The 17,856-nt window shown below is 71.9% G+C and carries 16 protein-coding genes and 3 pseudogenes; 14 read left to right on the top strand and 5 right to left on the bottom strand.

Annotated elements, in window-relative coordinates:
• Positions 1-109 precede the first annotated feature (109 nt).
• The 3 genes from GA0074694_RS23345 to GA0074694_RS23335 all read left to right on the top strand — a co-directional run bounded on the left by GA0074694_RS23345 (position 110) and on the right by GA0074694_RS23335 (position 3,922).
• Positions 110-1,321: a glycosyltransferase family 4 protein gene (locus GA0074694_RS23345; protein ID WP_091461825.1), complete on the top strand. Its 1,212-nt coding sequence runs from the start codon at positions 110-112 to the stop codon at positions 1,319-1,321.
• A 123-nt stretch (positions 1,322-1,444) separates the two neighbouring features.
• A complete protein-coding gene (locus GA0074694_RS23340) occupies positions 1,445-3,217 on the top strand; it encodes a DUF4012 domain-containing protein (RefSeq protein WP_091461823.1) in 1,773 nt (590 codons plus the stop codon).
• A 12-nt stretch (positions 3,218-3,229) separates the two neighbouring features.
• Entirely contained in the window at positions 3,230-3,922 is a 693-nt protein-coding gene (locus GA0074694_RS23335) for a hypothetical protein (RefSeq protein WP_091461820.1), read from the top strand.
• 68 nt (positions 3,923-3,990) lie between these two features.
• On the opposite strand, the gene GA0074694_RS23330 is transcribed toward GA0074694_RS23335, so the two are convergent.
• Entirely contained in the window at positions 3,991-6,261 is a 2,271-nt protein-coding gene (locus GA0074694_RS23330) for an ATP-binding cassette domain-containing protein (protein WP_091463784.1), read from the bottom strand.
• A 168-nt stretch (positions 6,262-6,429) separates the two neighbouring features.
• On the opposite strand from GA0074694_RS23330, the gene GA0074694_RS23325 reads away from it, so the two are divergent.
• The gene (locus GA0074694_RS23325; RefSeq protein WP_091461818.1) at positions 6,430-7,179 is read left to right on the top strand and encodes a MerR family transcriptional regulator; all 750 of its coding nucleotides are present in this window, start codon (positions 6,430-6,432) and stop codon (positions 7,177-7,179) included.
• A gap of 299 nt (positions 7,180-7,478) precedes the next feature.
• Here GA0074694_RS23325 and GA0074694_RS23320 read toward each other — a convergent pair whose 3' ends face one another.
• A complete protein-coding gene (locus GA0074694_RS23320; RefSeq protein ID WP_218105783.1) occupies positions 7,479-8,075 on the bottom strand; it encodes a peptide deformylase in 597 nt (198 codons plus the stop codon).
• A 279-nt stretch (positions 8,076-8,354) separates the two neighbouring features.
• On the opposite strand from GA0074694_RS23320, the pseudogene GA0074694_RS23315 reads away from it, so the two are divergent.
• From GA0074694_RS23315 to GA0074694_RS23305, 4 genes and pseudogenes are all read left to right on the top strand, one after another.
• A pseudogene (locus tag GA0074694_RS23315) lies at positions 8,355-9,010 on the top strand (peptidylprolyl isomerase).
• A 431-nt stretch (positions 9,011-9,441) separates the two neighbouring features.
• Positions 9,442-10,776, top strand: a complete 1,335-nt coding sequence (locus GA0074694_RS23310) for a transposase (protein ID WP_245714860.1) — start codon at positions 9,442-9,444, stop codon at positions 10,774-10,776.
• The gene (locus GA0074694_RS33190; RefSeq protein WP_245714861.1) at positions 10,689-11,216 is read left to right on the top strand and encodes a transposase; all 528 of its coding nucleotides are present in this window, start codon (positions 10,689-10,691) and stop codon (positions 11,214-11,216) included. Before GA0074694_RS23310 ends, GA0074694_RS33190 begins: the two co-directional genes overlap by 88 nt.
• A 67-nt stretch (positions 11,217-11,283) precedes the next feature.
• Positions 11,284-11,649 carry a cupin domain-containing protein gene (locus GA0074694_RS23305; RefSeq protein WP_091461813.1) on the top strand — a complete coding sequence of 122 codons (366 nt, stop codon included), beginning with the start codon at positions 11,284-11,286 and terminating at the stop codon, positions 11,647-11,649.
• A 90-nt stretch (positions 11,650-11,739) separates the two neighbouring features.
• Here the strand turns inward: GA0074694_RS23305 and GA0074694_RS23300 are convergent, their stop codons facing one another.
• Together GA0074694_RS23300 and GA0074694_RS23295 are read right to left on the bottom strand one after the other, a co-directional pair.
• Positions 11,740-12,579, bottom strand: a complete 840-nt coding sequence (locus tag GA0074694_RS23300) for a hypothetical protein (protein ID WP_141714254.1) — start codon at positions 12,577-12,579, stop codon at positions 11,740-11,742.
• On the bottom strand, positions 12,576-12,896 hold the full coding sequence (locus GA0074694_RS23295) for a PadR family transcriptional regulator (RefSeq protein ID WP_245714867.1): 321 nt from the start codon (positions 12,894-12,896) through the stop codon (positions 12,576-12,578). Before GA0074694_RS23295 ends, GA0074694_RS23300 begins: the two co-directional genes overlap by 4 nt.
• 100 nt (positions 12,897-12,996) lie before the next feature.
• Here GA0074694_RS23295 and GA0074694_RS33760 point away from each other — a divergent pair.
• From GA0074694_RS33760 to GA0074694_RS31945, 4 genes and pseudogenes are all read left to right on the top strand, one after another.
• Positions 12,997-13,281: pseudogene (locus GA0074694_RS33760) on the top strand (reverse transcriptase domain-containing protein); the annotation flags it as partial.
• A complete protein-coding gene (locus GA0074694_RS23290) occupies positions 13,270-14,052 on the top strand; it encodes a group II intron maturase-specific domain-containing protein (protein ID WP_281190375.1) in 783 nt (260 codons plus the stop codon). The pseudogene GA0074694_RS33760 and the gene GA0074694_RS23290, both read left to right, overlap by 12 nt.
• A gap of 100 nt (positions 14,053-14,152) precedes the next feature.
• The gene (locus GA0074694_RS23285; RefSeq protein ID WP_176738090.1) at positions 14,153-15,205 is read left to right on the top strand and encodes an XRE family transcriptional regulator; all 1,053 of its coding nucleotides are present in this window, start codon (positions 14,153-14,155) and stop codon (positions 15,203-15,205) included.
• A gap of 2 nt (positions 15,206-15,207) precedes the next feature.
• Positions 15,208-15,375, top strand: coding sequence for a hypothetical protein (locus GA0074694_RS31945; protein WP_176738089.1), 168 nt, complete (start codon positions 15,208-15,210; stop codon positions 15,373-15,375).
• A gap of 257 nt (positions 15,376-15,632) precedes the next feature.
• Here the strand turns inward: GA0074694_RS31945 and GA0074694_RS23280 are convergent, their stop codons facing one another.
• The gene (locus GA0074694_RS23280; protein ID WP_245714866.1) at positions 15,633-16,757 is read right to left on the bottom strand and encodes an IS630 family transposase; all 1,125 of its coding nucleotides are present in this window, start codon (positions 16,755-16,757) and stop codon (positions 15,633-15,635) included.
• A 97-nt stretch (positions 16,758-16,854) separates the two neighbouring features.
• On the opposite strand from GA0074694_RS23280, the gene GA0074694_RS23275 reads away from it, so the two are divergent.
• Both GA0074694_RS23275 and GA0074694_RS33755 read left to right on the top strand, forming a co-directional pair.
• Entirely contained in the window at positions 16,855-17,193 is a 339-nt protein-coding gene (locus GA0074694_RS23275) for a hypothetical protein (protein ID WP_141713988.1), read from the top strand.
• Between the two features lie 59 nt (positions 17,194-17,252).
• Positions 17,253-17,810, top strand: a pseudogene (locus GA0074694_RS33755) (MFS transporter); the annotation flags it as partial.
• Between the last annotated feature and the right edge of the window lie 46 nt (positions 17,811-17,856).

Below are 17,856 nucleotides of genomic sequence, written 5' to 3'. Positions count from 1 at the left end.
CCGCGCCAGGCGGCGGCCGGCGGTCGGGTGAGGGGATGACGGCATCGTATGCGGTACGCCGCCCGGCGTGCCCGGGTGCCGCGCCGACGGGCCGGGCGGAGGTGCTCCGGTGCGGATCGGCCTCCTGACGTACCACTTCCCGCCCGAGCCGGCGTTACTGCCCGGCACCCTGGCCGAGGAGTTGGCCGCCCGGGGGCACGAGGTGCGGGTGCTGACGGGTTTCCCGCACCATCCGGGCGGCCGGGTCCACGCTGGGTGGCGGCAGCGCTGGTGGTACGAGACCCACAGCGAGCGGCTGACCGTGCGGCGGGTGCCCCGGTACGCCCCGGACACCTCGCCCCGGGCCCGGCTGGCCGGCCAGCTCACCTTCGCCACCGCCGCGGCGGTGGCCGGACGCCGGTTCCTGGCCGGGATCGACGTCCTGCACGTCTGCCAACAGCCGGCGGTGACGCTCGCCGCCGCGGCCCTGCGGCGGGCGTTGCCCGGCGTGCCGGTACTGCTGCACGTGCAAGACGTCCGGCCGCGCGGGGAACTGCCCGGCGAACCGGGCGGCGAGGGAACCGCCGCTGTCCTGCGCCGGCTCCTGCGCGGTGCCGACGCGGTCGCGGTGAGCGCCCCGTCCATGCGGGACATCGTGGCCGTCGCCGGTGCCGATCCGGCCCGTATGCGGCTGGTGCTGCCCTGGGCCGACGAGCGGATCTTCCGGCCGGTGCGGCCGAGTCCCGCCGCCCGCCGCCTGGTCGGCGGCACCGGGCGTTGCGTGGTGATGCACGCGGACGCCATCGGCGAACGGCAACGGCTGGAGACCGCCGTCCGGGCGGCCGCCGCGGTGCCGGACCGGATGGACCTGGTCCTCGTCGGCTCCGGCGCGGACGAGCCGCGCATCCGGGGGCTGGTGGCCGACTGGGGCGTGCGGAACGTCCGCTTCGTCGACGGGGCGTCAACCGTGACGATGGCCGACCTCTACGCCGCCGCCGACTACCAGCTGGTGGCGCTGCGGGACCTGCCCGAACTGCGCGGTGTGGTGCCCGCGACGCTGCCCGCCGCGTTCTCCTGCGCCGTGCCGGTCATCGCCGCCGCGGCCGGCGACACGGCGACGATGGTGGAGCGGGCCCGGGCGGGACTGTCCTGCCCGCCGGAGGACCCGACGGCGCTGGCGGACCGGTTCTGGCTGGCCGCCGCCATCGGCGTCGAGGCGCGCACCGGGATGGGGCAGCGGGGCCGGGAGGCGTACCAGCGGCACATGTCGCTACGGGCTGGTGTGGACCGGATCGAACAGCTGCTCTACGACGTCGCCGCCGGCCGGGCACGGCGGCACTGACTCCGAACCCGTCTCACCAAACTCCCGGACGGCAATTGGCCGCAACAACAGGCGCAGGACGCATAAACAGGGTAGAAAGCTGACAAGGAAGCCCTTTTCGCCCGTTCTCTCCCTGGGGGTCGAGTGACCACACGCGAAACGCCGTGGTGGCGGCGGCGCGCCCGGTCGCGGCTGCGCCGGGCGGCGGTGGCCGGATTGCTGGCCCTCTCGCTGACGCTGGCCGCCGTCGGATGGGTCGCCTTTCGGGGCTGGCAGGCCCGGGACCACCTGCTCGGCGCCGCCGAGTTGGCACGCGAGTTGAGCACCCAGGTCGCCGGTGGGGACGTCGACCGCGCCCGGGGCACCCTGACGGCCCTCCAGGAACGGGCCGCCGCCGCCCGACGGGCCACCGCCGATCCCGGCTGGGCGCTCGGCCGGCGGGCGCCCGTCGCCGGTGACGACCTGAGCGCGGTCCGGCAGGTGGCGGTCGCGGTGGACGACCTGGCCCGGCGGGCCTTCCCCCGGCTGCTCGACGTCGACCTCGACACGCTCCTGCCCCGGCAGGGCCGGCTCGACCTGGATGGCCTGCGGGCGGCGGAGCGGGAGCTGGCTGCCGCCGACGAGGTCGTCCGGCAGACCCAGACCCGGCTGGGCGCGGTGCCCACCGGCGGCCTGACCAGGCAGGTCGGCGCGGCCGTGGTCGAACTGCGCGGTGAGGTCGACCGGCTGGCCGGGCTCACCGGCGCGGTGAGTCGGGGGGCCGCGCTGCTGCCCCCGTTACTGGGCGTCGCCGACGGGCGGGAGTACCTGCTGGTCTCCCAGAACCTCGCCGAACTGCGCGCCACCGGCGGCATGTTCGGCGCGTACGCGGTCGTCCGCGCCGAGCAGGGGAAGGTCCGGCTCGTCCGGCAGGGCACCGCGGGTCAGCTGGGCCACTTCCTGCCCCCGCTGCCGGGGGTCAGCCGCGAGATGCGCGGCCTCTACACCGACCTGCCCGGCATCTGGCCGGCGGACGTGAACCTGACTCCGCACTTCCCGACCGCCGCTGCGCTCTACCACGAGATGTACCGCCGCCGCACCGGCGAGACCGTCGACGGCGTACTGGCCACCGACCCGGTCGCGCTGTCGTACCTGCTGGCGGTCACCGGACCGGTCGAGGTGCCCGGCTTCGGGCTCCTGAGCAGCGGAAACGCCGTCCGCTCGCTGTTGTCGGAGAGCTACCTGACACTCGACCTACGCCGCCAGGACGAGTTCTTCGCCCGGTCGGCGGCGACGGTGTTCGAGACGCTCCTCGCCAGGCCCGTCCCACCCAAGGAGCTTTTGTCGGCATTCGACCGATCTGTTGATGAAAGCCGGATATTGTTCTGGAGTGCCCACCCGGAGGAACAGCGGACTCTCGGCGAGAGCCGACTGGCCGGGGTGCTCCCGGAGCGGGAGACGGAGCCGACGGTCGGCGTGTTCCTCAACGACGGCAGCGGCGCGAAGCTCGGCTACTACCTGAAACCGGGCGCGGAGCTGACGGTCGGCACGTGCCGACCGGACGGTCGCCGCGAACTCCGGCTGAGGATGTCGCTGCACTCCTCGGCACCGAGGTCGGGGCTCACGCCCTCGGTGCTGGGGATCGGCCGGACGGGCGACCCGTACGTCGTCCGGACCCTGGTCTACGTCTTCAGCCCGGCGGGCGGTGCGGTGCTGCGGGCCCGGCTGGACGGCGTCGAGGTGGCGCTGGGCAGCGGGACCGAACGCCGCCGCCAGGTCGCCGTCGCCCCCGTCGAGGCAGGCCCCGGGAAGACCCGGAACCTCGAGGTCGACCTGTTGACCGACCGGAGCGGCACCGGTGGGGCCGAGCTGCGGCTCACCCCCACCGCCACTCCGTGGACCACCCACATCCAAACCGCGTCACGCTGTAACCAGTAGGAAGGACCCATCATGCGGCTATCCCGCATCATCACGACCATCGCGGTCGGTCTGGCCGTGGCGGCCACCCCGAGCGCGGCGGGGGCGGCGCTGTCCCAGCCGCAGCCGCCGCCGTACCAACCGCCGGCACCGACCCTGACCGTCTCGCCGAGCACCGTGGACGTCGGGGAGATCGCCACGGTGACCGGCCGGGGCTTCGGCTCCCGGGAGTTGGTGGAGATCACCATCACCACCGGTCCGCTGGCCGCCGGGGTGCCCGGACAGAGCGCCCGGCGCAGCGACGGCAGCACCGTGGCGCTGGCCCCGGTGGCGTTCCGCGCCGACGAGCAGCCGCAGCCCGGTGGGGGGAACCCGCCCGAGCACGTGCCCAGCAAGGGCCCGTGGGACGGCTCCCACGACGGGGCACGGCAGGTGTTCTGGATCCGCGCCGACGTGGACGGCTTCTTCGAGTTCGCCTTCCGTGCGCGCCACCCGGGGAAGATCACCATCACGGCCCGGGGCCTGACCTCCGGTCGCACCGCCAGTGCGGTCCTGACCGTGCTCAAGCCGTACGACCACGGCAAGGGTCCGCTGCCGGTGACCGGCAGCAGCATGGAGACCCCGCTCAAGGTCGGTGGCGGTCTGGTCGGTGTGGGTGCGGTACTGCTGCTGACGACGTTCGCGCTGCGGCGGCGCAACCGCGTCGGTACGGGTGCCACGAGCTGAGCCACCCGGACGGCCTCGCCCCGCCGGACCGCACGGTCCGGTGGGGCGAGGCCGCTCCGGCGAGGCGGTCAGCGGGCGAGGTACGCTCGCAGGTGCCGGGCGGTCAACGTGTCGCCCCGGCTGACCAGGTCGGTTGGAGTGCCGGTGAACACCACCCGGCCCCCGTCGTGTCCGGCTCCCGGCCCGACGTCGATCAGCCAGTCGGCGTGCGCCATCACCGCCTGGTGGTGCTCGATGACGATCACCGTGTTGCCGGCGTCGACCAGCCGGTCCAGCAGGGCCAGCAGTTGGTCGACGTCGGCCAGGTGCAGGCCGGTGGTGGGCTCGTCGAGCACGTAGACACTCGACCGCTCGGCCATGTGGATGGCCAGCTTGAGTCGCTGCCGCTCGCCCCCGGAGAGGGTGGTCAACGGCTGGCCGAGACCGAGGTAGCCGAGACCGACGTCGGCGAGCCGGTCGAGGACGACCCGGGCGGGCCCGGAGGGGAAGAAGTCCCGGGCCTCGCTGACCGACATCGCGAGGACCTCGCTGATGTTCCTGCCGCGTAACCGGTAGGTCAGCACCTCCCGCGTGAACCGCCGGCCCTCGCACTGCTCGCAGACCGACGCCACCCCGGCCATCATCGCCAGGTCCGTCCAGATCAGGCCGATGCCCTTGCAGGCCGGGCAGGCGCCCTCGGAGTTGGCGCTGAACAGCGCGGCGCGTACCCCGTTGGCCTTGGCGAACGCGGTCCGGACCGGGTCGAGCAGGCCGGTGTACGTCGCCGGGTTGCTGCGCCGGGAGCCCCGGATCGGCGACTGGTCGACCACCACCACCCCGTCGCGGCCGGACAGGGAGCCGTGGATCAGGGAACTCTTGCCCGACCCGGCGACCCCGGTGACCACCGTCAGCACGCCGAGGGGGACGTCGACGTCGACGTCGCGCAGGTTGTGCAGGTCGGCGCCGCGGATCTCCAGCCGACCCCGGTGCGGGCGGGCCCGCTCGCGCAGGGTGACCCGGTGGTCGAGGTGTCGCCCGGTGAGCGTGTCCGAGCGGCGCAGCCCGGCGACGTCGCCGGCATAGCAGACCCGCCCACCGCCCGGTCCCGCGCCCGGCCCGAGGTCGACCACGTGGTCGGCGATGGCGATGGTCTCGGGCTTGTGCTCGACCACCAGCACGGTGTTGCCCTTGTCGCGGAGCCGCAGCAGCAGGTCGTTCATCCGGTCGATGTCGTGCGGGTGCAACCCGACGGTCGGCTCGTCGAAGACGTACGTGACGTCGCTGAGGCTGGAGCCGAGGTGGCGCACCATCTTGACCCGCTGCGCCTCGCCGCCGGAGAGCGTGGCCGACTCCCGGTCCAGGCTGAGGTAGCCCAGCCCGATCTCCACCAGCGAGTCGAGGGTCTCCCGCAGGGTGGCCACCAGCGGCGCGACGGACGGCTCGTCGAGCGCCCGGACGAACGCCGCCAGGTCGTTGATCTGCATCGACGAGCAGTCGGCGATGGTGCGTCCGGCCACCCGCGCCGAACGGGCGGCGGCGTTCAACCGGCTGCCCGCGCAGTCCGGGCAGGTGGTGAACGTGACCGCCCGGTCCACGAACGACCGGATGTGCGGTTGCATCGACTCCCGGTCCTTGGTCAGGTAGAGCCGGCGCACCTTGACCACGAGCCCCTCGTAGCTCAGCGTGCTGCCGCCCACCTTGACCTTGGTGGGTTCCCGGTAGAGGAAGTCCTGCCACATCTGCGGCGGGTAGTCCTGCACCTTGAGATCCGGGTCGACCAGACCGGACTGCGCGAAGACCCGCCAGTACCACGAGTCGACGCCGAAGTTCGGCACGGTGATCGCCCCGTCGTTGAGCGAGCGCTCCACGTCGACGAGCTGGTGCACGTCCACGTCGGTCACCCGGCCCAGCCCCTCGCAGGCCGGGCACATCCCGTCCGGCGTGTTGAAGCTGAACGCGCTCGCCGTGCCCACGTACGGGGTGCCGAGTCGGCTGAACAGGATCCGCAGCATCGCGTACGCGTCGGTGGCGGTGCCCACGGTGGAGCGGGAGTTGACCCCCATCCGCTCCTGGTCGATGACGATCGCGGCGCTGAGGTTGCGCAGCGCGTCCACGTCCGGCCGGCCGATGCTCGGCATGAAGGACTGGAGGAAGGCGGTGTACGTCTCGTTGATCAGCCGCTGTGACTCGGCGGCGATGGTCCCGAAGACCAGCGAACTCTTGCCGGACCCGGAGACCCCGGTGAAGACGGTGAGCCGGCGTTTGGGGATGTCGACCGAGACCGAGGCGAGGTTGTTCTCCCGGGCGCCGCGTGCCTCGATCATGTCGTGGCTGTCGGCGGCGTGGGTCGGCTGCTGCATGGTCACCCTTTCCGGGCAGGGTGCGTCCCGCCCGAGCTACGCGATGAGCTGGCGGGATTACATTCTCCCATTGACCAGCCCGTAGAGGGTTTCGCGGGCGAACCCCGGTGATCGCCGACAGAAAGTCCGGAAAAGTCTCAACCGAGGGGGAGACGGTAAGGTGATCCGGTGGTGGAACCGCGTCGGCTGCGTGCCGTCGACCTCGCGGCGAGCGTCGGGATCTCGGTGCAGCAGGTCCGCAACTACGTCGACCTCGGGGTGCTCCCATCGGTGACCCGCACCCCCGCCGGCTACCGGGTCTTCACCGCCGCGCACGCCGAGGCGCTGGTGGTCGTCCGGCGGATGGCCGAGGGACACGGGTGGGCCCGCACCCGGGAGGTCATGGCCGCGGTGCATTTCGGCGACCTGGGCGCGGCCCTGGCGGCGCTCGACCGGGGACACGCCGAACTGGACCGGGAGCGGGCCGAGATCCGGCGGGTGCTCGGGGCGTTCGACACGGTGCTGACCGGCCCGACGGTGGCCGTGCCGGCCCGCCGCCGGGGCGTACGGATCGGCGAGGTCGCCGACCTGGTCGGGGTCCGGACGTCCCTGCTGCGGCTCTGGGAGCGGCGCGGACTGCTGCGGCCGGTCCGGGAAGGGGGCACGAAGTACCGGCTCTACGACGAGGCCGAACTGCGGGCGGCCCAGGTCGTGGCGCTGCTGCGCCGGGGTGGCTACCCGTTCGACATCGTCGCGTCGGTGCTCGACGAACTGCGGACGACCGGGAGCCCGCAGCGGGTGCGGGCCGAACTGGCCCGGCGGGAGCAGGAGCTGCACCGGCGCAGCCTGGCGCGACTGGGCGCCTCGGCGGCCCTGTACGACTACCTCCGGTCCCGGGGACTGACCGGGGCGACGGTCCCGGCACCCCGGTCGCCGTGACGGGCTGCGACCGGGGTCGCCCGTCGACGAGCACGACCCCAAGCCCGCAGTGGGGGTCAGATCACCAGATGCCACATCAGCAGCAGGCCAGGGACGAGCCCGGACAGCGACAGTGCGAGCACGGCGAGCACGAGGCAACCGGAGTTCTTCGGGTGGTAGGTCTGCCCGGTCTGCAGGTCATGCCTCGAATCGGAGTTGGGAAGCCGGAAAGCCGTCCCTGCGTTGATGTCGTCGCCCGCCTCCCGGCCCTGGATCGCTGGAGCCGAGCCCAGCCCAAGCCGGCCGGTCCGGCGCGGCGATCACCGGCCCTCGGCGGCCCGCTGGTCGGCGGCTCGTCCGGCGGCCCCGTACGACCAGTCGCTCCCGGTGCCCCGGTACACCGACACCGGGATCACCTCGACCCCCGGCGGCATCCGCTCCCGGTACAGACGCCCCTCGAGGTGGTCGATCTCGTGTGCCACCAGCCGGGCCAGTCCGTCCCGGAACGCGGCGACCACCGACCGGCCGTCGACGTCCTGGTGGGCCACCTCGATCCGGGTCGGCCGCCGGACCAGCCCCCGGACGTCGAAGAAGCTCAGGCACCCCTCGAACTGCTCGTCGGACTCCGGGGACTGGTCGACCACCCGGGGGTTGACCAGCACCAGCTCCGTGCCGTCCGGTGCCCGGACGACCGCCACGGCGCGGCCGACGCCGATCTGCGGCGCGGCCAGCCCCATCCCCTTGGCGAACGGGTGCACCGAGGCGACCCGCGACATCGTGGCGCGCAGGCGGGCGACGACCTGCCGCGCCTCCGGCGTCTCGGCGGGCAGTGTGAAGGTCGTCGCCGGCCGGGCCAGGACCGCCGCGCCCTCCTGGGCGATGCCCAGCTCGATCATGCGTTGGCTCGGTGTCGGCATCCGCTGGTCGCTCCCGTCCGTCCCCGTCCGGCGGGCTGATTCTGCGTCGCCGGGCGTGCCGGCCACCACGCCCGCCGGGTGTCGGTTATCCGTCACCGGACGCGCCGGGGTGGGCACCCCGGCGCGGTGGTCGGCCGCATCGACAAGCCCGAACCGAGTCCATCGACTGCGATCTTCGCCCATCGTCGTGCAGGAGGACCCGTGTCGCGCACACCCCGACCACCATCCGCCGCCCCCGTCCTGGCCCGGCTCCTCGGCGGCGTCCTGGTCGCCGGGGCGCTGCTCGGCGCCACCGACACCACCGTGCCGGCCGCTGCGGCCGAGCCGGCCCGGACCACGCCCGGCCCGTGCGGGTACACCGCCACCCCCGACGACCCGGCCGCCCGGAAGGTGCCGCTGCCCCCGGATCCGCGACGCACCCCCGACGAGGGGACGGTCCGGGTCACGCTGGACACCAACCAGGGCCCGATCCCGCTGGTCCTCGACCGGGAGCAGGCGCCCTGCACCGTGCAGAGCTTCCTGCACCTCGTCCGGCACCGCTTCTACGACGACACCTCCTGCCACCGGCTCACCGCGTACCCCACCCTGAAGGTGTTGCAGTGCGGCGACCCGTCCGGCACCGGCTCGGGCGGCCCCGGCTACCGGTATGCCGACGAACTCCCCACCGACCTGCCGCCGGCCCCCACCGATCCGACCGGCGTGCGCCGGCCTACGCCCGGGGCACCCTGGCCATGGCCAACGCCGGCCCGGACACCAACGGCAGCCAGTTCTTCCTGGTCCAGTCCGACTCGGCGCTGCGGCCGAACTACACCGTCTTCGGCGCGATCGAGCCGGCCGGACTGGCCACCCTGGACCGGATCGCCGCCGCCGGGATCGCGCCGACGGTCGAGGATCCCGCCCCGGTCGACATCGACCGGGCGGTCCGCCGGCACTGAGTCCCGCCGGGGCGGGACCGGACCGGTCCCGCCCCGGCGATATGTGTTGCGGGCGCGCCGGGTGCGCCCCTCCCGTGAACGACACCGTCCACCGACGACCTCCGAGGAGTCACCGTGACCCGCCTGCCCCGTACCGGCAATCCACGCCCCTGCCGGCGTGGACCGGTCGTGGTGCCCGCGCGGGTCCGTCGTGTCCGCGTCGCGTGGTATCCGCGACGTTCCCGGGGTGGCGGCGCGTGACAGCGCCCGTGTGACGGCATGTCCGCCGCCCACCCCAGCCGGGTCCGGCGGCTTTTTCGTGCCCGGCCGATCCTGGTGGTTAATTCGCGACGCGCCGGTCGGGGTGACGGCCCCGGGCCGTAGTGTGGGTGATGGTGTCGGTTCGCTGCCGGTGTTTCTCCCTTCGTCCCGGCTGCGGGATGGGGATTGTGGTGTCTGTGCAGCCCGCGCCGTGGCCGGAGCCGGACCGGCGGATCGCGGCGGCGATCGCGGCGAAGTATCGGGGTCGGCGTGCCCGGCCGTTGGCGGTGCAGATCCGTGACCGGCTGGGTGAATGGCTGCATGATGCGGACTTCGTCGCGGCGTTCGGGGTTCGTGGCCGGCCGGGTTGGTCGCCGTCGCGGTTGGCGCTGGTGACGGTGTTGCAGCGGGTGGAGAATCTCACTGACCGGCAAGCGGCCGAGGCGGCGCGTAACCGGCTGGACTGGCAGTATCTGCTCGGTCTGCCGTTGGACGATCCAGGGTTCGACCACACGGTGCTGGCCGAGTTCCGCACCAGGGTGGCCGACGCCGGTCTGGAACACCTCGTGCTGGACGCGTTGCTGACCCGGCTGGCCGAGGCTGGTCTGCTCTCCGCTGGCGGCAAGCAGCGCACCGATTCCACACATGTCGCCGCGGCGGTGGCCGCGCTCAACCGTCTGGAACTGGTCGGGGAAAGCATCCGGGCGGCTTTGGAGGCCCTGGCCGCGGCGCATCCACAGTGGCTGGCCGGGCGGATCTGCGTGCCGGATTTCGCCGATCGTTATGGCAGCCCGATGACCGGTTGGCGGCCGCCGGTCTCGCAGGCCAAACGCGACGCACTGGCGATCGTCTACGCCCGCGACGGCTACCGGCTGCTGGAGGCGGTCCACGACCAGCACGCACCGGCCTGGCTGGCCCAGATACCGGCGGTGGACGTGCTGCGCCAGGTACTGGTGCAGCACTACACCCGCACGGTCACCAGTCGCGGGCGGGAGGTGATTACCCGGCGGGAGAAAGCGCCTGAGGGCGACGGTCTCCCGCCCGGCCATATCCGCATCGCTTCCCCGTACGACACCGATGCCCGGTGGGGTGTCAAACGAGAAGAGTTCTGGCTGGGCTACAAACTGCACGTCACCGAGACCTGCGACGACGCTGCGCCGTGCGGCTGCCGACAGCCCGGCGGGCACACCCCGGCAGGGCGACCGGGGCGCACCGGCGACAGGCACGAGGCCGCCTGCCCACAGCTACGGCCGAACCTGATCACGCATGTAGCCACCACCGACGCGACCGTGACCGACAACCGGATGACCGAACCCATCCACGACGCCCTCGCCGATATGAGCCTCACCCCCGGCCGGCACTACCTCGACTCCGGCTACCTGTCCGCCGCGCTCGTGGTCTCCGAACTCGCCCGGCACGGCATCACGCTGATCGCCCGTTGCTGGCCGACTGTTCCGCCCAGGCCCGCGCCGGCAAGGGCTACGCCCGCGCCGACTTCACCATCGACTACGACACGCGCACCGTGACCTGCCCACAAGGCAGAAAGGCCACCTCCTGGACACCGTGCACCCAGTACGGCAAGCCCGCCATCGTGGCCACCTTCGCTACCAGCGACTGCGGCCCCTGCCCCGCCCGGACCCTATGCACCACCGGAAGACGACGACAACTGTCCCTACTACCCCGGGAACTGGCCGAGGCCCAGACCACCATCCGGGCCGCCGAACACACCCTCGGCTTCCAAGCCGACTACGCCCGCCGTGCCGGAGTGGAAGGCACCATCCACCAAGCCATCTCCCACGGCGCCCGCCGCGCCCGCTACCGCGGACTACCCAAGACCCGCCTCGACCACATCTTCATGGCCTGCGCCCTCAACCTGCTCCGCCTCGAAGCCTTCTGGAACGGAACACCACTGGACCGACGAAGAACCAGCCACCTCTCACGCCTCGAACTCGGCCTCGCTGCATGACCCGTAATTAACCACCAGGATCGAAACTACCGGCGGGCCCGCCGGGCTTGATCAGCTCGCGGCGGCGTTGGACGCCACGTTCGTCCAACTCGTCAGCGCTGCCGCCGCGCCCGCCGACACCATCAATGCGGTGGCCTGGCGGGGCTCGGCGGCCGAGAGCCGGGCCACCCTGCTGGGCAGCGCACCGGCCAGCCGTGAGGCGCAGCTGTGGTTATGGGCGCTGGGGCCGGGGGAACGCTACGACGCCCGACTCGACCCGGCCGGCTGGCACGAGATGATCGTGGTCACCACCGAAACGCTGCGCATCGATCGGGACGAGGGCCGTGTCACGCTGCGCCCCGGCAAGCACGCCATCTATTCGAGCGCCCAGAACTACGCCTACGTCAACCCGTACGACGGCGTCACCCGCTTCATCCGCAACGTGCTGTCCTGAGCTGCGACCCACGAAAGTCCTCCAAGCGACTCCGGCGATTCGTGACCCCGGGCCGCGGCGGGGGATGACGGGCCGGATTCCGCGGATCGGTCAATTTTGGAACCAGCCGATCATGGCGATCCCGGCAGCGGTGTGGAACGACAGGAACACGGCGATCGCACCGGCGCCGAGTATCAGCAGCGCAACTCGGGTCCGGTGTGTGAGGTTGCTGGTGGTGGCGCCTAGCACGGCGGCGGCGATGCCGAGCACGCCGGCGATGTAACCGTCGTCGTGGGTGCTCAGACCTTGCATGACAGCGGTCCACGCGACGGTCACCAGGACCACGGTCAGCGCTGCGACGGCGACGGTCAGCCGATGCACTCGCCGGCGACGATGCCGTAGCAGTGCCGCGACAGTGCCGATCACACCTACCGCCGCCAGCAGGAACGGCCCGCCAATGACGACGGCCCACGCGCCGAAGTGCGGCACGATCCACAGGGGTAGCAGCCAGTCCGGCGTGCCCTCGAACGGCCATACCGTCTGCGGGTCGATGGAGATGCTGTACCCGCTGCGCTCACGACGGCCAGGGATGTCGAAGGCGAAATAGCGGGCAGGGACCCACAGCAGCCACGACAGGATCGGCCAGGTCATGCCGAGCAGGAGGATGCGGGCCACCGTTTGCCGCACGCCGGCCGGCACCTCGATCGGCGTGGCGTCGCGGCGACCGATCGACCGACGAAGGCTCGGAAGCGTGCGCGCCGCACCGATCAGATAGCGCCACCGGGCGGCGGGATTGCCCTGGGCCAGCACCATGAGATCGCCGGTCCATTCGCCGCGCTGCCGCGCGCGGAACCCGACCGGAAGCAACAGGCCGAGCAGCGAGACGACACCGTCGTCGACGCGGCGCAAGCGGGCAGCCGACGTGGGCGGTGTCGAGTTCACGGCGCTCACCACGCGAGCTTCCCGGAGGCAGCCCGGGCCGCCCGCCGCTGCGTCGCTCTGCTCAGCGCTTCGCGAGCCGCAGTGACGCCGGTCGCAGTGAGCTGGTAGTAGCGGCGACGAGGGCGCCCTTCGGTGTGCACGTCGATGTCTTCCTCCCGGCTGCTGAGCCACCCGACCGTCTCGAAGGCGACCAGGATCGGATATATCGTGCCCGGCTCGAGCCCAGCCTGGTGGGCGAGGTCGAGGCCGTACCGTTCGCGGTGGTCGTCGTCCAACAGAGCCTGAAGGACGAGGACCCGCGGCGTCGTCATGCGGAGAGCTGCCATGTCTCTACTCTATATAGCTATATCCAGTTCTGCATAGGGGTTGTCCTGCACGAGCCCATGATCATTTGACTTCGGGCACGTCGCGCCCGACCAGGGTGCTCCGCAGGGTGGGGTGATCAGCCCGTTGCTCATGAACGTTGCTCTGCATGGCATGGAGGCCGCCGCCGGGGTCCGCTACCACGTCACCGGCACCCGTGCCGGACAGACGGTGGATGGCTGCCCGGTGGTGGTCCGCTACGCCGACGATCTTCTCGCGCTGTGCCACTCCCGTGAGCAGGCCGAGCAGGTCAAGGCGCGGCTGGGGGCGTGGTTGACGCCCAGGGGTCTGGTCTTCAACGAGGACAAGACCCGCATCCTGCACCTGAGTGAAGGTGTGGATTTCCTGAGCTTCAATATTCGCCGCTACTCCAACGGCAAGCTGCTGACCAAGCCGAGCAACGATGCGTCGCGGCGGATCCAGAAACGGCTGTCCACCGAGGTGAGGGCCCTTCGAGGGCCGAACGCCGACGCGGTGATCGGAAGGCTCAACCCGATCATCAACGGGTGGGCCGCCTACTACCGGATCGGGGTGTCCAAACGCGCCTTCGGCGCGCTGGACGCCCACCTGTGGAAACCGACCTACAAGTGGGCCAGGTCCACACACCCGAACAAGGCGAAGCGCTGGGTGACCACCCGGTACTTCGGCGAGTTCAACCCGGCCAGGCGTGACAAGTGGGTGTTCGGAAGCCGGGACACTGGCTTCTACCTGCGTAAGTTCGCCTGGACACCGATCGTCCGGCACCGGATGGTCGCAGGAACGGCGTCTCCGGACGATCCACGCCTGACTGACTACTGGCACCAGCGGCGACGCCGCAACCCTCCCCCGATCGGCACGATCACGCTGCGGCTCCTACGAGCCCAGCAAGGCCGATGCCCGATCTGTCGAGGGCTGCTGCTCCACGCCGAGCACGAACCACAGTCCCCCCACGAATGGGAACAGTGGCTCACCGCCACCCGCACGGCGATCCGCAAACACGCGGTCACCGCCCGGGGTGCCGGCACACCGGACGAACGCGCCGCAACCCGACTCATACACACCTCCTGCCACCGCCGGATCACCAACGGCGGCAACAGGACAGCGCAGCCACCTGCCCGCAAGCCTTCAGGGTTCGCTTGAGCCAGCTGCCTGGAAATCGGGCACGGCCGGTTCTGAGGGGCCCCGGCGCAGCAATGCGCCGGGGCTACCCGACGAGCGGGGTGTCCGGTCGCTGGACAAGGTGTCGACGCTTCAGGAGATCGCGGCCGTCCTGCGGATCGACACGGCGGTGCTGCTTGGTTGGGAAGCCCAGCCGGCCGGGGTGGCCGAGCGCGTCGAGGGTGTGGAGCGGATCCGGGTGGCTCTGTCGGCGTACGAGATCGCCTTGGAGCGCCCGGCGGTACGCCGTCCCGTCCTGCCGGCGGACGGGCTGGCTCGGGAGGTCGCGCACGTGTGGACCGCCTTTCAGCACGCCCGCTACGCGCAGGTCGTCGACCTGGTGCCGGGGTTGTTGGCCGACGCGCAGCGCACTCACGCCCGCGAGACCGGGGCGGGTCGGGTGTCGTTGGTGGAGGCGTACCGGGTGACGGCGTCGCTGCTGGTGAAGCTGGGTTCCCCCGACGCGGCGTGGCTGGCGGTCGACCGGGCGATGCTTGCCGCTACCGGTGACCGGGTGTTGGTGGCTGCCGCTGCGGTGCAGCTCGGTCAGGTGTTGCGCGCCTCGGGGCGGGCGCGGGTGGCTAAGTCGGTGATGCTGGCCGCTGCCTACCGGATCGCCCCGCCGGTGATCGAGTTCGGCACTCCGTCCGAGCTGTCTCTGTGCGGCACGCTGCTGGTGCAGGCTGCCCTGGCCGTTGCCCGCGAAGGGGATGATCGTACCGCCGTCGAGCTGATCGACGAGGCCGCTGACATGGCCGTGCGGGTGGGGGATGGTCACGACCACCACCGGACCGGGTTCGGGCCGACGGCGGTGGAGCTTGCCCGGGTCGCCGCAGCAGTGGAGCTGGGCGATGCCCGCGAGGCCGTGGCCTGGCACGAGAAGGCGATCACGCGAGACGGCTGGCGATGGCTGCCCGCCGAACACCGAGCGGCCCACCTGATCGACGCCGCCCGCGCTTACCTCCACGCCGACGACCCGATCAACGCCGGCCGGGTCCTGTTGGAGGCCGACCGGATCGCACCCGCCGAGATCCGCCACCGACCAGCCGGCCGGGACATCCTCGCCGAAGTCGCCCGTGACCCTGCCGCCCCGGCGACGCTCATCCACCTCGCCGCGACCCTCGGGGTGGGCTGAGGATGACCGCGCCGTTCCTGTCCCTGGCACAGATCCGCAACCGGCTGGTCCTCACCGCCCGAGCGATCCTCCGAGACCACCGGCTCGGACCCGAGGGACGCTGCCCGATCTGCCGGACCGCAGACTGCTCGGTGGCGACCGCCGCCAGGGAGGTTCTCCGCACCGCCTAGGAGGTACAGCAGCGGAGTACCGCAACCGAACCGGCCACACCTGACGGGGACGATCCGCAGCAGGCAGGGTGACCTCGGACCACACCCGGTCCGACCGGCTCGCCGCCAGTTCTCGGCCGGGGGGCAACCGCGTCGCCCCCCGGGCCGGCGGCGGCCCGGATGGCGACGGCGGAAAAGCCGTGGCCGGCACCCGCACCCCGTTGCTAGTGCAGCAGATCGCAAGTCCTGTTCCGGTTGCTGGTGACGCTGTGTGACGGTCATGCGGCCTTGGCTAGGTCGTCCCGGGTGGGCTTTTGGTGCTGGGGGTGGCGTGCGAGGTAGCGGGCGTGCTCGGCGTCGGCGTCGTAGCGCCAACGGTAGGGGCGGGCGGTGCGGTTGTAGCGGATGGTGAACGCGGTGATCTTGGCTTCGAGGTCGTCGCGGGATGTGAAGTCGCCGCCGCGCAGGACGCGGCGGGTCAGGGCGGAGAACCACTGCTCGATCATGTTCAGCCAGCTGGCGTGCTTGGGAGTGTGGGTCACGCTGAAACGGGGGTGGGCGGCGAGCCAGGCGCGGGTGGCCTTGGACGTGTGGGAGGAGCCGTTGTCCATGACCAGGTGGATGCGCAGGGCGGGGTCGGTGTTGCGGTCGAGCATGGCCAGGAAGCGGATGAAATGCGCGGAGTCGTTGCGCTCGATGCGCTCGGCGACCACCTGGCCGGTGGCCACGTCCATGGCGGCGACGATGGAGACGGTCCCGTGGCGCTTGTACTCGAACTCCACGCGCCGGTCACGGCCGGGCAGCGGGCTCTGGGTGGGGCGGATGCGAGAGCGGGCCTGGATGCCGGTCTTCTCGTCAACGCTGACGAGGAGAGTGTCAGCGGGGATGTCGAGGTAGAGGCGGCACACAGCGCCGGCCTTGGCCCAGAACGCGTCATCGTCGGCACGGTTGAGCCAGCCGCGGACCTTGTGTGGGCCCACCCTGGCCTCGGTCAGGGTGCGGCGCACGGTCGCGCGCGAAAGCGCCATGCCTCGTTCGGCCAGATGCTCGGCGATCAGCGTCTGAGTCCAGCGGGCGGCCCCCTCGGGAGGCAGGGAGGTGGCCACGGCGATGACGGCCAAGCGCTCGCTGGGCCCGTACCGTTCGGGCCGCCCGCTGCGCGGGCGGTCGAACAGGCCCGGCACGCCGCGGCGTACGAAGCGCAGCCGCCACCGGCGCACGGCCGGCTCGCTGCAGCCCACTTCGACGGCAATCGCGCTGTTGGCCAGACCGTCGGCGGCCAGCAGCACGATCCTTGCGCGCAGCGCGACTGCCTGCGGGCAACTCGCGGCGCCGACCATGGCCAGCAGCTTGCGCCGCCGACGGGCGCTCAGATGCAGCGCGGCGGCGGGCGGATGGGCCATCGGGGACACTCCGGGACGAGAGAGGACAGGGGTAGCAGCCATCATGCCGCGCGCGTCCCCGGACCCGGCCGGACCGGCAGTGCGCGACACTCTCCCCGTGCCCGTTCCGCCACGCCCGCTCAAGGAAGAGGTCGACGACCACGTCGACCACCGCGCCATCACCAGCGGCCGCTGGCCCGCCCTCACCGAAGTCGACACCCGCTGGCGCGGCTCCTTCGGCTACTTCGCGGCCCTGATCGGCCCAGAGGAAAAGCAGGAGCGCATCCCGCTGTGCCGCATCGAGTACCTCGGCGGCAACCGGTGGGCCTTCGCCCTCTACGACCCCGCCTCCAACTCCTACACCCCCCAACACCTGCACACCGGCCAGTGGGAGGGCAGCCCCGACGACGCCTTCGACACGGCCGCCCTCGTCCACCTCGCCGACTACGAAGCGTAAGCAAACACAGGACACTCATCCCGAACAGGACTTGCGACCTGCTGCACTAGCGTCCCGCGGTGACGCACGGGGCGGGGGAACGACTCGACGGACGGTTCGGTCGACTGTGGGCGGCGGCGACCACCTCGGCCCTCGGCAGTGGACTGAGCACGGTCGCCGCACCGCTGCTGGTCGCCTCGCTCACCGACGACCCGGTGGTGGTTTCCGGGGCGTTCGCGGTCGCGTGGCTGCCCTGGCTGCTGTTCGCCCTCCCCGGTGGGGTCCTCGTCGACCGGGTCGACCGGCGTCGGTTGATGATCGTCGTCGACTGGCTGCGGGTGGTCGCGCTGCTGGTGCTCGGCGGGCTCGTCATCACCGGCCTGGTTGCGGTCGCCCTGCTCTACACCGTGCTGTTCCTGCTGAACACCGGCGAGATCGTCGTCCGGTCGGCGAGTCAGGCGATGGTCCCGGCGGTGGTGCCCCGGGACCGCCTTGAACGGGCGAACGGCTGGCTCTCCGGCGGCACGACGGTGGCCCAGGGAATGGTCGCCAGTCCCCTCGGCGGGTTGCTGTTCGTGCTGGCGGCAAGCGTGCCGTTCCTGGTCAACGCCGCCGCGTACGCGGTGAGCGCGGTGCTCCTGGCCGGGATCCGGGACGTACCGTCCGCAGCCCGCCACCGCCGGC

The sequence above is a fragment of the Micromonospora inyonensis genome, assembly GCF_900091415.1.
Classification (GTDB): Bacteria; Actinomycetota; Actinomycetes; order Mycobacteriales; family Micromonosporaceae; genus Micromonospora; species Micromonospora inyonensis.
The sequence above is the reverse complement of the archived record's forward strand: the minus strand, read 5'-3'. Positions and strand labels throughout refer to the sequence as shown.

Coding starts and splice junctions, on each gene's coding strand:
- GA0074694_RS23330 (WP_091463784.1), bottom strand. CDS start 6,261: ATGCAGCAGCCGACCCACGCCGCCGACAGCCACGACATGATCGAGGCA.
- GA0074694_RS23295 (WP_245714867.1), bottom strand. CDS start 12,896: ATGGCAGCTCTCCGCATGACGACGCCGCGGGTCCTCGTCCTTCAGGCT.
- GA0074694_RS31945 (WP_176738089.1), top strand. CDS start 15,208: ATGACCGCGCCGTTCCTGTCCCTGGCACAGATCCGCAACCGGCTGGTC.
- GA0074694_RS23335 (WP_091461820.1), top strand. CDS start 3,230: ATGCGGCTATCCCGCATCATCACGACCATCGCGGTCGGTCTGGCCGTG.
- GA0074694_RS23320 (WP_218105783.1), bottom strand. CDS start 8,075: ATGCCGACACCGAGCCAACGCATGATCGAGCTGGGCATCGCCCAGGAG.
- GA0074694_RS23280 (WP_245714866.1), bottom strand. CDS start 16,757: ATGGCCCATCCGCCCGCCGCCGCGCTGCATCTGAGCGCCCGTCGGCGG.